A 13,389-nucleotide genomic window follows, 5' to 3' on the forward strand; every position below is an offset into this window, starting at 1 on the left:
ACCTTTAAATTAGAGGTTTTTAAGGTTTATCATGGATGAAAAGCTATTATTGCGTATGGCGCTTATTGTTTCTCTAGTTGGATTTGCTGGCTTAGTAATTATTGTACTGGTACAAAAACCAGTAGTATCAACTCCGCAAGAGGATTTGTTGACTACTATGGTTGTTGAGATTCTGGATGTGCAAGCAACACAAGAAGGAACTGTGGTGGTGTATGCAACAGAAGCATCAGGTTATATTGACGCGGAAGTATCTGAAGATATTATTGGGCAAGAAGTGACTATTATAGGAAGGCTCTCGGAAGATTTTTTTAGCATAGAAGAAATAACTGTTTGATGCAACAACCGCGCCCTATTATTTTTAGCAGTGGCGAGAACTTTTTAATTGCTTATCATAGAAATTTCTCGTTTTTAACTAGTCTTTGCTAGGCTTCTAACGAGCTAGAAAGGGCATTATGTTGTATTTAGTTTACCAATACCTTTAAAAAGGAAAGCTAATTCCATCTGCCTACGATGAAAGTACCTAAAGTTACTAAACGACATTGTCCAACGTGCAAAAAACACACAGAACACAAAGTTTTAGAATCCAAACGTCGAGCTAGAAACCAAACTCATCCAATGAGTGTTGGTTCAACTCATCGAGTAAGAGCGAGGGGTTTACGTCGAGGTGCAGGTGGTCTAGGTCGTTATTCTAAGCCTGCAATTGCTAAATGGAAATTAACAGGTAAAAAAACTACAAAAAAAACTGATTTCCGGTATGAATGTAGCGTGTGCAAAAAACAACATGTACAAGCAGGCGGTATTCGAGCAAAAAAAGTGGAACTTATTTAGCGCTTAATATTTTTCTTTAATTTTTCTAACTTCTTTTTTAACTTGTTGAGGGTAGAATTTATAAAGGAATGGCTGTTTCTTGAACATATCTTATATCCTCAGAGGCAGTGTATGCTTTTTTGAGGCAATTGAACTTTTCGGCTACGATTTAACGGTTTTGGCTTGAAAGTCTCGACTATAAGAAAATAAACAATTAGGTAAGCAAAAAATGTCTACAGAACCTACATCAAAATTTATTAAAGTGCGTTGTCCGAAATGCAAAAACGAACAAATTGTTTTTGGAAAAAGCGCAAGCGAAGTAAAATGTCTAGTTTGTGATAAAGTATTAGCAGAACCAACAGGCGGCAAAACGCGAGTCAAAGCACGAGTACTTGAAGTACTAGAATAAAATTTTTTACCATGTTATTTGAAAAAACAGGTTATCCGGAAGAAGGCGACATCATTTTTTGTACGGTAACGAAGATTCATTTCCACTCAGTCTTTGTAACTCTTGATGAATACAGAGGCAAACAAGGTATGATTCACATTTCAGAAGTAAGTCCTGGAAGAATTAGAAACCTTGGGGATTATGTAAAAGAAGGAAAAGTTATTATTTGTAAAGTTCTTAAAATAAATAAAGAGCGAGGCCATATTGACCTCTCGCTTAGACGGGTTAATGAAAGTCAACGCCGAGCAAAAATTGAAGAGAGAAAACAACAAGCAATTGCAGAAAATATATTACAATCATATATACAACTGCACAAAGGAGATATCAAAGAACTCTATAAAACAGTTGCACAAAAAGTCTTAGAACATTATGAAACAATTTATGCTGCATTTGAAGATGTTGTTGAAAACGAAGCAAAACTTTCAGATACAGGTCTTGATACAAAACTTTCTCAAGACATTGAAAAATTTGTGCGAGAACGAATTAAACAAAAACAAGTTGAAATTATAGGTGAGCTCGCAATTGAAAGTTACGCTAAAAACGGTGCTGAACTAGTAAATAATTTTATGAAAAAAATAGTTGCTATTAGCGAATTACTTCATGTTCAATTCTTAGGTTCGGGAAAATTTAAAATTGAAGTGCGAGCACGCGAATACAAAGTAGCAGAAGCAGTTATTGCGCAACTTGAAGAAGAAGTTACAACAGTTACTAGTAAAGAAACTATTTGTACTTTTGAGCGAGTGTGATTTCATGGCAAAAACAATTCTGAAATGTGAGCGATGCTTTTCTTATGGATTGGCTGAAACCTGTAGTTGTGGTGGTAAACGAGTATTTTCTCATCCGCCAAAATTTTCTCCTGAAGATAAATACGGCAAATATCGTCGAATGGCAAAAGAACAACAATAATATTGTTTTTTTGTTTTTTGTTATGCTTTGTATAGTTTCTTATTGTAAATAATGGCGAAGTACTGTTGCGCGCTGCTAAAAAAATAAATCATATTTCACGCATCAAAATAAACAGAGCCTTTCTTAATGTCTGCGCAGCAAAGAATACTATCTGCTTGCTCATAGCTTTTCTTTAAGGAATTGATCTTGACTTTTATTGTGTTGTTTGTGTTTGTTTTTAAAGTTTTTTTTACAAAGCTTTTTAAGGGATGATGTTTTAAAAAATAGTGGGTTTGTGATATGGGAATACTTATTTATGATCATTTGCGAGAAGGACGACGAATGTTTTTTCGACATTTGCGTGTTCGAGGAAAGCGATTTTATTCTTTTACGGGGAATGCAAACCAAATAGGAAAACAAATTCTTGATACGCTTTGGAATGGGCAATATTTTAGAACAAGTCTTGGTAATTATCCGGTTTTTTACGCACGAGATTTTGGCATGGCAATACAATCCTTGCTAGAATTAGGTTACAAAGAAAAAGTACGAAAAACACTTGATTATGCAATGAATTGCTACATGTCTCATGGAGGTATAACAACGTATATTGCTACATCTGGAAAACCAGTAAACTTTCCAAATGTCTATTCGCCAGATTCCGTAGCACATATGTTTCGTAGTCTTGCTATACTTAATGATAAGGAACTTATTGCAACATATAAAGATTTTTTACAATATGAACTAGATAAATTTTACAAAACTGCAACGTTTCAAATTACAGGCGAGATAAAACGATTTATGCATTTTGGTGGAATGCGCGATCATCATAAACGAGACGGATCTTGCTATGATACAGTCATGGCTGCCATTATTAGTAGAGAAGCAGAACATTTAGGTCTACAAAATCCATTCAAACGATTTAATTATTCGGAAATAATTATTGACCAATTTTGGAATGGAATTTACTTTAACGATGACAGAAGCACAAAAACACTTACTGCTGATGCAAATATTTACCCTTTTTGGTACGGAATTATTGAAGATAAAACAAAACTTACATCAGTTATTCACGCGATGCAAAAACTTAATTTAGACAAACCATTCCCTATAAAATATATTGCAGAAGGTCATCCCAAAGGAAAAACTATTTTTGTTGAATTTTTGGTGCGCAATTGGGAATCACAATCAATCTGGCCCATGAGCGGATTACCTTATATTGATATTTTAGGAGATATCGATGCAGATAAAGCACATATGCATTTAGAACAATACAAACGACTCATTGAAGATTATGGAACTTTTCTTGAAGTATATGGTGGAAACGGAAAACCCTTTAAGAGCGCAGTGTATAGTAGTGATGAAGGCATGATCTGGGTAGCACAGTATCTTTTGCTAGCAAAAGAGCATGGTTTAAAATAATTTTTCTGATTTTTCTTAATAAAGCTTATAAAGCAGAACTTCTTGTTAATAGGTATGCCTAAAAAAAAGATAACTCAGAAGAAAGCATTATCAAAACGAGCGACTAAGCAATCAAGCAGACGATTAACTACAAAATCAAGTAAGGTACCCCTTAAAAAGAAAGTATCTGGGAGAAAGAAAAGTTCTCAAACGATTTCTAGAGCATCTTTACAACCGATGACTTCAAAAAGTTTTTCTTCATTTTATTCAACAAAAGACATTCCTGTTTCTTCAAGAATAATTGATCAAGTTATCGGGCAAGATCATGCAGTAACTGTTATGAAAAAAGCTGCTCTGCAACGACGCCATGTGCTACTTATTGGAGAACCAGGTACGGGGAAATCTTTACTTGGTCTTGCACTTGCTGAACTTTTACCAAAAGAAAAATTAGTTGATATTCTTTCTTTTAAAAATCCAAATGATGAAAATAAACCACTTATTAGAACCTTGTCTGCAAAACAAGGACGAGAAGTAGTTGCTAAAGCAAAAGCAGAAAGTGAAAGCGCCTTTAAAGGACAAAATTTAATGTTTCTCTTTTTTGCACTTATTGCTGTAGTTTCGCCGTGGTTAATTCGTAATCATTATATGAAAACTGATGGCGTCTTAGCAGCAAACATACTCTTTGCAGCAACATTTCTAGGAGGTATTGCGTTTCTTGTAGCAATTGTTCTAATGATGAATATGGGAAAACGATCAGGTTCAAAGATATCCCCTCCAAAACTAGTAGTTGATAATTTTGATAACAAAAGCGCACCGTTCTATGATGCAACGGGAGCGCATGCAGGAGCACTCTTAGGAGATGTACTTCATGACCCATTTCAATCAGGAGGTTTAGGAACGCCCGCGCACGAACGAGTCGTAGGTGGTATGATTCACAAAGCTCATATGGGTGTTTTATTCATTGATGAAATTGCAACACTACACCCAACATCACAACAAGAACTGCTCACTGCAATTCAAGAAGGAAAATTTGCAATAACTGGACAAAGTGAACGAAGTGCAGGTGCTATGGTTCGAACAGAACCTGTACCTTGCAAATTTTTACTTATTGCCGCAGGAAACTTTGATGGGCTCAGAGATTTACATCCTGCTCTTCGTAGCAGAATTAGAGGGTATGGCTATGAAATTTATATGAAGGATATTATGAAAGATACTCCTGAGAACAGATATAAACTTGCACAATTTGTAGCACAAGAAGTAAGAAAAGATGGCAAGATTCCTCATTTCTCAAAACCAGCAGTAGATTATATTGTAGAAGAAGCAAAACGGCGAGCAAGTAGAAAAGGTCATTTAACACTACGTCTTCGAGAACTCGGCGGACTAGTTCGAAGTGCTGGAGATTTAGCACAAGAAGACAAGTCTTCGTTAGTAAATGTAAAACACATTCAAGCAGCAAAACAATTAGCGCGAGGACTAGAACAACAAGTAGCTGATAGATATATTGAAAATAAAAAAGACTATGATGTCATTATCACAGAAGGTAGGCGTGTTGGACGAGTCAATGGTTTGGCTGTTATGGGGGATCCAAGTTCACTTTCAGGAATAATTCTCCCAATAGAATCAGTTGTAACAAAAGGCGGGAAAACCTCTAAAATAGTTGCAACAGGAAAATTAGGAGAAATTGCAAAAGAAGCAATTACAAATGTTTCAGCAATAGTAAAATATTATTTTGGAAAAGATATTAAAGAAAATTATGATGTGTTTGTACAATTCCTGCAGACCTATGAAGGTGTAGAAGGAGATAGCGCAAGCCTTGCTGTTGCAACAGCAATTATTTCCGCGTTTAAAAAAATACCTATAAAACAAAATTATGCAATAACGGGAAGTGTGAGTGTTCGAGGAAGAACGTTGCCAGTAGGTGGTGTGAGTGCAAAGGTTGCAGCAGCAATTGATGCAGGCATTCCAAATGTAATAGTTCCTCGAAGCAACATACAAGATATAGTTGTTGAGGCTGATAAACTTAAAAAAATAACTCTTATTCCTGTGGATACGCTTGTTGATGTTCTTGAAGAAATCTTGGATTGGAATGGTAATAGATCCGTACTTACTAGTATTAAGAAAATTGCTGCCCAAGAAAAAAAGTATGAGAAATAGTTTTTTTGATGACTAGTTGTAAAGCAAAAGTGTTTCTGTAGAGATTATTTAAGACAGGAAAGGCGATAGTTCTTACTTTTTTTCATTAAGGTTTGCTTGATGACAGGAACTGTTTTCATTTCCTCTTTATCAAACTTGTTTTGATATGCGAAAATTTTTTTATTTTCGCTTTATTGCATTTATGCAATGACGGGAATGTTTTCATTTCCTTTTCATCTTAGCAAGCATGCGCTCGAGCTGATCAATTTTAGCCATGAGGCGAAGTTTTTCTTGATCGTTGGTTTCAAGACGCTTTGCGTGCATTTCAAGTTCAAAATCCGCAGCCTTAATGTTTTTAATAGCGTCATGAAGTTTATTAATATCTTTAAGTGCATCACTTGATGTTTTCGCATGATTTTTGAAGACATCTTTTGCAGCGTTAAAACCTGCAGCTTGCGCGTGAATTTTATTTGTGGTGTTGGCGAGTTCTTGCTCAATTGCTGATGAGAAATTTTCTATCATCTTTTTTTCAAGAGCAGGACGAATAAGTGAAATGTTGGTTGCTGCCTTTTCAAAATCTTTGGAAGCAATTACGAGATGTTCAGTTGCTTCTTGCATTTTAGCAAGCATTTCTGTTTGAAGGTTTCCTATTTGTTTGACTTGCTTAATAAGTTTATCAACATCTTCTTTTTGCTCAGCGATATGTCTGGACACGTGTTTTACATCTCGCTGTGCATCTTTGATTTGATTTTGAAGCTCTTGTACTTGCTCACCGTTGGAGAATAATTTTAACGTCATGCCCAACGCAAATGAAACCGATTTCTTAAAGATTATCTTTGTGAAGAAGAATTTCTTTGTTTTTCTTACTTTTTAGTTATAAATTTAAATTGATTACTCGACTGTAGCGTGTTTTTTGGAAACCTTTATAATGCTCAAACAACAGAATTTGATTAATATACTGTTCATAGGAGGAATTATTCATGGTAGCACAAGGATTAATTGATTCATTAACAGCACTTGGAAAAGCTGTTGGTTTTCTTTTCAAAGGCGATTTCGGCGCAATGGCCGAAAATCTACTTATAGGTGGGATTGCCGTAGGCGTATTTCTCATTATTATGTTCTTAATGAAAGTTATTCTTGAAATATCCATATTAAAAAGTCCAGAACATAAAAAATATGCAACGTGGATAGGTGTAGGAATAGCGCTTATTGGAATGGTGAATGATGCTGTTTATAACATGCTTACTAGCTTAGTAGGAGGCAGTTTTATTATTGTAGTACTTATCTTACTCGTTGTCTTTGCAGTAGTAATATTTGTGAATCGTATGAGAAAAAGCCATTATGATGCAAGTGCTGAAATGCATGGTGCACATACAGATGCGATTTCAGCTCGAAAAGATCTCAAAAAAGAAGATCATGAACTTTCACTTCAAGAAAAACTAGAGAAGCGAGAAACAGGAGCTCTTAACAAAGCAGAACATATTGTTGATGATGAACTCAGTTCTATTCGAAATCTACAAGAACTTGTCACAAAAATGCGACAACTCCTTGGTCAACTAGCACAAACAACTGATCAAGCACACGCGCAACAACTTCGAGGATCTTTAACTCGAGGTGCGCAAGCACTGCCAACACTAGTTAAAGAAGATTTTGCAGATGAAGAAAAATTAAAAAAAATATTACATCAATTAGAGCACGAGTTCCTCTCAGAAATTAAACTCGACGGTGAAGAAACAGAGCAAGTTGCACATTTAGAAGCACGTATTAAAGACCAATTAGTTAATGAGCATAAAGTGGGCGAACATGCAGCAAGAACTAAAATACTTACGGCTGAACAGCAACTAAAAGACTTTTTACAACAAGCAAGACAACTTGATCAACAACGAGAAGAACTTGTTAGAAGTTTACGGGACCTTGAAGGAAAGGAGTTAACTCAAACAAAACAATTACAACAAGAAGTGACTCAACTTATTCAATCGCTTGACGCAGGAAACTCTTCTTTAGCACTCCAACACGTTGGCACAATTGAGCAGCTTATTAATGCAGAAACAGCAGAATCAAGACAAGTAAGACAATTACTTATGCAAGAACAACAATTAACACAACGAAAACTACAACTTGATCATGCAATGAAGCAACTCGTACATCGACTTGCAGGAGTTGAAAGACGAGAAGATAAAACAATACGTCATGATGAACACGCTGCAGAATCTGATATGAACAAAGGTAAAAAATTGGTTTCGGAAATTCTTGGAGATAAGAACCATCTTAGAAAAGAGAGAACTACTTCAGGCAAATATAAAATACAAGGAAACATAGATACTAATATGAAAGAATTACAAGACTTAATTAATCGTGTGCATGGTAAAAGTCCTCTTGAAGCAACCGAGTTACGAACGATGGCGCGTAATGCAGGCATTCAAGTCAAGTAACTTAATTTTTTTTTATTCTATTTTTTTGTTGGTTTAATTTTACTTTATTTATGGAGGTGAGCATAGGCAAATGGTGGTCGCAGACCCAGATAAGAAACATGCAGTACGTATCTTTTTTGCAGTAATTGTTTTGTTTGCAATTGGTGCAATTGTATTTATCACGCCGCCAAGTGAGTTTCCAGAACATACAGTGAGTGATGATTTTTCTAGTTTATTGTATGCAGTCTCAGCAATTACTCATGGAGATATAGAAGGATTCTTTGACGGATTTGTTGATGGAATGCCTCTTCTTGCACTTTTCATGGTTATGTTTGCAATTATGCATTATCTCTTCTCGCATGTACTTAGCTCGATATTTCCGAAAAAGAATGTGGCGACCATGCTCGCACTTGTTATGGCATTGTATGGTTTTTTTGACCACCGGATCTATAACCAACTCTTAAGTCTAAACGCTTTTGCACTCGGCGGCATCGTTTTTAGCGCGCTGGTTATTATGATATGGGGCTTTACAGAAACCAATATTAAAGGCCTTCAAGCAGAATTAAAAGACTTGACTCATAAATATAAGCAAGGGCGAGCTAATAGAAGCGATGTGCAACGAATAAAACAACTTATTCGAGATATAGAACGAGAAGGAAAAAAACCTCGTTCTTGATAAGTTTTCTATTCTTCTTCACGATGAATAAGAATTGCAATGATAATAGCAATAGCAATAGTCATATAGGCCCAATCTTTAAGGCCTGCAATAAAAAGAAATAAACTGATAATGATAATTGCACAAGGAATAAGAAGAATTGATAACGGGATGGTATGGTGATGATCTTGTTTCACAATCTTTTTTTTAGCCATACAAGAACTTCCTGTTCTTTTTCTTTAAAACTATTTAGTTTTATTGGAGAGTGGTATCAATATCCATTACATATATGCTGTTGAACTGGCAAAACTTTAAAAAAGGCACCTTCTTAAGAGAAGGTATATGGTGGTTATAGCTTTAGATATTGGCGGGACAAAGATTAAAGCAGCAATAGTCTCGCCACAACAAAAAATCTTGAAAAGTATAGTTGTACCTACGCGAAGACAGAAAGGAAAAACGTATGTACTTAATACAATTGATGTTCTTATACAAGGACTTCTCGCAGGCAAAGAGAATATAACAGCAATAGGTATTTCAGTCCCAGGAATTATACGACCTGATGGTAAACAACTTTTTGCAGGTAACGCGCTCTCATTTCTAGAGGGAATTAATTTGAAAAATCGACTTGAGAAAAAATTTGAGCTACCCGTTGTTATTGCAAATGATGCCGATTGTTTTGCACTAGCAGAAGCAACTATAACGGGATTTCCAAAGGCAAGCAAAGTATTGGGTGTTATTTGGGGAACTGGACTTGGTGCTGGTATAGTTAAACGGAAAAATAAATCACAATGGAGTATTGTTACAGAGCCATTAGAAATAGGTCAAACACTTGTTGTGCATCCGCATACAAAAAAACTTGTGCGACAAGAAATGATTGTAGGTGGAGCATACATGCTTAAAGAATATAATACAACTGCAAAAGATAAAGCAGGAAGCGTTTCAGATATTTATACTGCAAAAAACAAACAAGCAAAAGACGTGATGCAAAACGCAATAGAACATCTTGGAAAAACATTAGGAAATCTTGTGACTATTCTGCAACCAGATGTTATTGTTTTAGGTGGGGGAGTTAGTCGCTTACCACAACCAGTCTATACGAAACTTAAAACTCTTATGAAAAAATATGCGTTGCCAACTTGTTATACGGGTGTTCAATTCAAACGACATACTATAAGTGCAGACGCTGGATTACTTGGCGCAGCAATACTCGCGCGACAGCTGAGGTGAGCAGGTGGGATTTCCAAATTTTAAAGGTAAACATAAACAAGCATCCATGATAAACCCTTCTGATTACATTGCTTATGTTCGAGGAGAAAAACTCGTACGAAGTCGTGTGCCTGAGGCAATCATCATTTGTTATAATAATAAGCTCATGAAACATATCGTTAAACAACACCGTGTTAAACAAATTGAAGGTCTTGCAGGTGAGTTATACTCATTTACTGCAACAAAACATAAGGTGGGCATTATTGGCCGATTTGGTATTGGCGCTCCTGCAGCAGCAATAGTTATGGAAGAACTGATTGCTTTAGGAACTAAACGATTTATTACGATGGGAACATCTGGTGCCTTACAAAAACATCTAGACTTGGGTTCTGTTATTGTTTGTGATAAAGCAATACGAGATGAAGGAACATCGCATCATTATATTAAAAGAGCAAAGTATGCATATGGAGATGCGCAGCTCACAGCAAAACTAGAGAATGTACTTCAGCAAAAAAACATACCTTATGAAAAAGGAATTTCCTGGACAATTGACACGCCTTACCGAGAAACAATAGCGGAAGCAAAAAAATATCAAAAGCAAGGCGTTCTTACTGTAGAAATGGAAATAGCAGCACTTTTTACTATTGCAGCATATCGGGGCGTGGTAATAACTTCACTTTTAACTATTAGTGATTCATTAGCAGAACTTACGTGGACGCCAAACTTTCACTCAAAACAAACAGTAACTACGTTAGAATTGCTTTATGAATTGGCCCTTGAGGTGTTGGTATAAACTATGAATCGACATGAAGCACATCATATGTTTGTTGTTGCAAGCATTTACCTGCTCGGTATTATTGTTATTATAGGTGTTTTTTTAGTTCCAACTATTAAAGAACGATTTGCAAGAACACCTGAACTAACAGAACTATATCCTATGCTTGTTAGTAATTATTCCGCATATGTATTTGAAGGAAGAATTGTGTGGATGGATAAACCAGATATCACAGTTCCCATTTTTTCTGGAGCAAAATATGATATTCACCATAAATATCCTGGAGATGTGCAAACAGGAAGTTTTACTGATTATACGCTTGGTGTTTTTGCTGCTAAGAAAGATTATTTTGTGTACCGATTTTTTCACAATGAGACTAGGCCAACGTTGTATGGACCATTTACCTTTAAATAAATTTTTTTATTAAGAAATAATTTTTCTTATTTTTCTGCAAGGCAACTATTTTTTTTATTCTTCTTTTTTAGCATCTTCGAAATGAATAGTATTTTTATAAAAAATACCTTTATCAAGACGAACAGGACGCCATTTATCTTGCACTAGTTTTGCATCAAGCCATGTTGCTAATTCATCCGCATTACCAATGGTTGCAGAAAGAGCGATGAGTTGTAAATTACTGAGTTCTTGACGAAGCAAAGTAATAACAATTTCAAGCGTCGGACCTCGATGGGTATCATTAAGCAAATGTACTTCATCAATAACAACAACGCCCACACGTCCGAGCCAAGGCGCATGATGACGTAAGAGTGAATCAAGTTTTTCACTAGTAGTAATAATAATATCATACTCTGCTAAGTATTTATCATCACTATCTAAGTCGCCACTTGATAAAGCGATTTTAAGATGAGGGTGTTTTTTAGTGAATTCTTTATATTTTTCTGTTGCGAGTGCTTTAAGTGGTACGACATAAATACCTTTTTTATGTTTATCGATGATTGTATGTAAAATTGCAAGTTCTCCAACAAGCGTTTTTCCAGATGCTGTTGGTGTGCACACTAAAAGATTATTATCTTTAAACAACCCCGCTTTAATTGCTTTTTCTTGTGATGGTCGTAAATTAGCAAAACCTAAAGTGTCTAAATGTTTTTGAATGTGCTTTGGAATCATGATTTTAAAGAAAGCCTGTTTTGTTTATATGTTTTCGTAAATAATGAGTGCTCTTATTATTTAGAGACTCTCTATTCGTTTATAGATCTCTCTAAGTTGCGTATCATCGGTAAGAATTTGAACAATGGTTTTTTGCATCTCCATTAAATCAATGACCATTTGATTAATGAGTTCATTACGAAGATCATTTGTTGACGGATGTTGTTCAAGAATAGTGATAAATTTTTGGACAAGAATATTGAGTTTTTCTAACTGCTGTTTTTTGTCTGAGAAAAATTTGTCGTCTTTAATAATAAAAAAATCAGCGTTTTTTAACTTGAGTTGACTAATAGTAAGAATATCATTTTGCAAATGAATTATATTTTCTTTAATTTCAGTCATGTTTTTTCGTAAATTTAAAATATCTGCATCAGAAACATTAAAAGAAGGATTTTTGAGGTATTCTTTAAATTGAACAATCTTTTTTTCAGTATCTACAATAAATGTACAAATTTGTTGATCGATACCTTCATCGTCAATTTCCATATGGTAAAGGCGGCTAGATGCGTTCTTTTTGAATAATCCCATATATAACCTCTTTTAAAAAGATTTTAGAACTTTTTGTTTATAAACATTACCATATATATTTATTAAGCACGAGTCTTGCAAGAAGGATATGTTTGAAGAAGAGAAATTTCTACTTGCAGGAAAAATTACTGGTCAGGCAAGAGACTACGGAAAATCCCTTATTAAAGAAGGCGCGCTCGTTGTAGATATACTTAATGATGTAGAGAATTTTATTCTTAAAAAAGGAGCAGGAATTGCGTTTCCTGCACAAATATCGCTTAATACAGTTGCAGCACATGCGTGCAGCGACGAGCAAGATGAGACGGTTGTTGCTTCAGATGATGTGGTAAAACTTGATGTGGGGGCTCATATTGATGGTCATATCGGTGATACTGCGTTAACAGTGAATTTATCTGGTGAATATAAAGAACTCTTAGCAGCAAGTAAAGCTGCACTTACAAAAGCATCTAAACTCTTCACACCAGGAATGAGAGTGGGTGAAATTGGACGTGTTATTCAAGATGAAATAACTGCAAAAGGATTTAGCCCTGTGCGTAATCTTTCTGGACATGGACTGGGATTGTATCAAATTCACACAGCTCCGCAAATTCCAAATATTTACTTAAATAATTCCTTAGAACTTGCAGAAGGAATGACTGTTGCTTGTGAACCATTCGCAACAAACGGCAAAGGAGCAATTGCAGAAAGCGGCGATGCGACTGTATTTAGCTTTGTAGGAAAAAAACCTGTTCGCAGTCCATTCGCACGAGAAGTCCTTAAGCGCATTGAAAGCTATAATGGATTGCCTTTTACTACGCGATGGTTAAGCAAAGAATTTGGTGTGGGTAAGACAAAACTTGCGCTTAAAGAACTTGGAAAAGTTGGTATTATACATGGACATCCACCACTTAAAGAAATAGGAAATGGTATGGTAAGTCAACACGAACATACGTTCTTAGTAAAAGATGCGCCTGTTATCACCACTAAAAGTGATGATTAG

The 13,389-nt window shown here is 35.5% G+C and carries 17 protein-coding genes; 13 read left to right on the forward strand and 4 right to left on the reverse strand.

Annotated features, from left to right (window positions below):
- The first annotated feature begins 31 nt into the window (after window positions 1–31).
- The 7 genes from K9M74_01415 (at window position 32) to lonB (ending at window position 5,692) form a co-directional block, all read left to right on the forward strand.
- Window positions 32–334 (forward strand): hypothetical protein, encoded by a 303-nt coding sequence (locus K9M74_01415; GenBank protein MCF7798540.1) that lies wholly within the window; start codon window positions 32–34, stop codon window positions 332–334.
- Between the two features lie 176 nt (window positions 335–510).
- Window positions 511–828: a 50S ribosomal protein L44e gene (locus K9M74_01420; protein MCF7798541.1), complete on the forward strand. Its 318-nt coding sequence runs from the start codon at window positions 511–513 to the stop codon at window positions 826–828.
- Window positions 829–1,036: 208 nt separating this feature from the next.
- A complete protein-coding gene (locus K9M74_01425; protein ID MCF7798542.1) occupies window positions 1,037–1,216 on the forward strand; it encodes a 30S ribosomal protein S27e in 180 nt (59 codons plus the stop codon).
- An 11-nt stretch (window positions 1,217–1,227) separates the two neighbouring features.
- Window positions 1,228–2,001: a S1 RNA-binding domain-containing protein gene (locus K9M74_01430; protein MCF7798543.1), complete on the forward strand. Its 774-nt coding sequence runs from the start codon at window positions 1,228–1,230 to the stop codon at window positions 1,999–2,001.
- A gap of 4 nt (window positions 2,002–2,005) precedes the next feature.
- Window positions 2,006–2,161 carry an RNA-protein complex protein Nop10 gene (locus tag K9M74_01435; protein ID MCF7798544.1) on the forward strand — a complete coding sequence of 52 codons (156 nt, stop codon included), beginning with the start codon at window positions 2,006–2,008 and terminating at the stop codon, window positions 2,159–2,161.
- A 279-nt stretch (window positions 2,162–2,440) separates the two neighbouring features.
- Complete coding sequence (locus K9M74_01440) at window positions 2,441–3,559, forward strand: hypothetical protein (protein MCF7798545.1); 1,119 nt, start codon at window positions 2,441–2,443, stop codon at window positions 3,557–3,559.
- A gap of 216 nt (window positions 3,560–3,775) precedes the next feature.
- On the forward strand, window positions 3,776–5,692 hold the full coding sequence (lonB, locus tag K9M74_01445) for an ATP-dependent protease LonB (protein ID MCF7798546.1): 1,917 nt from the start codon (window positions 3,776–3,778) through the stop codon (window positions 5,690–5,692).
- Between the two features lie 201 nt (window positions 5,693–5,893).
- Here lonB and K9M74_01450 read toward each other — a convergent pair whose 3' ends face one another.
- Entirely contained in the window at window positions 5,894–6,469 is a 576-nt protein-coding gene (locus K9M74_01450) for a hypothetical protein (GenBank protein MCF7798547.1), read from the reverse strand.
- Between the two features lie 182 nt (window positions 6,470–6,651).
- Between K9M74_01450 and K9M74_01455 the strand changes: the two genes are divergently transcribed.
- Together K9M74_01455 and K9M74_01460 are read left to right on the forward strand one after the other, a co-directional pair.
- Window positions 6,652–8,103, forward strand: a complete 1,452-nt coding sequence (locus tag K9M74_01455) for a hypothetical protein (GenBank protein MCF7798548.1) — start codon at window positions 6,652–6,654, stop codon at window positions 8,101–8,103.
- A gap of 70 nt (window positions 8,104–8,173) precedes the next feature.
- A complete protein-coding gene (locus K9M74_01460) occupies window positions 8,174–8,758 on the forward strand; it encodes a hypothetical protein (protein MCF7798549.1) in 585 nt (194 codons plus the stop codon).
- Between the two features lie 8 nt (window positions 8,759–8,766).
- Here the strand turns inward: K9M74_01460 and K9M74_01465 are convergent, their stop codons facing one another.
- Window positions 8,767–8,952, reverse strand: a complete 186-nt coding sequence (locus K9M74_01465; protein ID MCF7798550.1) for a hypothetical protein — start codon at window positions 8,950–8,952, stop codon at window positions 8,767–8,769.
- Window positions 8,953–9,079: 127 nt separating this feature from the next.
- Between K9M74_01465 and K9M74_01470 the strand changes: the two genes are divergently transcribed.
- The 3 genes from K9M74_01470 to K9M74_01480 are packed head-to-tail and all read left to right on the forward strand — an operon-like array spanning window position 9,080 to window position 11,132.
- Window positions 9,080–9,964: an ROK family protein gene (locus tag K9M74_01470; protein MCF7798551.1), complete on the forward strand. Its 885-nt coding sequence runs from the start codon at window positions 9,080–9,082 to the stop codon at window positions 9,962–9,964.
- Window positions 9,965–9,968: 4 nt separating this feature from the next.
- Window positions 9,969–10,736 (forward strand): nucleoside phosphorylase, encoded by a 768-nt coding sequence (locus tag K9M74_01475; protein MCF7798552.1) that lies wholly within the window; start codon window positions 9,969–9,971, stop codon window positions 10,734–10,736.
- Between the two features lie 3 nt (window positions 10,737–10,739).
- A complete protein-coding gene (locus K9M74_01480) occupies window positions 10,740–11,132 on the forward strand; it encodes a hypothetical protein (protein ID MCF7798553.1) in 393 nt (130 codons plus the stop codon).
- A gap of 54 nt (window positions 11,133–11,186) precedes the next feature.
- Here the strand turns inward: K9M74_01480 and K9M74_01485 are convergent, their stop codons facing one another.
- A complete protein-coding gene (locus K9M74_01485; GenBank protein ID MCF7798554.1) occupies window positions 11,187–11,843 on the reverse strand; it encodes a DEAD/DEAH box helicase in 657 nt (218 codons plus the stop codon).
- Window positions 11,844–11,903: 60 nt separating this feature from the next.
- On the reverse strand, window positions 11,904–12,410 hold the full coding sequence (locus tag K9M74_01490; protein MCF7798555.1) for a hypothetical protein: 507 nt from the start codon (window positions 12,408–12,410) through the stop codon (window positions 11,904–11,906).
- A gap of 88 nt (window positions 12,411–12,498) precedes the next feature.
- Here K9M74_01490 and map point away from each other — a divergent pair, with 88 nt between their 5' ends.
- On the forward strand, window positions 12,499–13,389 hold the full coding sequence (gene map / locus K9M74_01495) for a type II methionyl aminopeptidase (protein MCF7798556.1): 891 nt from the start codon (window positions 12,499–12,501) through the stop codon (window positions 13,387–13,389).

The sequence above is a fragment of the Candidatus Woesearchaeota archaeon genome, from assembly GCA_021734105.1.
GTDB lineage: Archaea > Nanobdellota > Nanobdellia > Woesearchaeales > SKGA01 > SKGA01.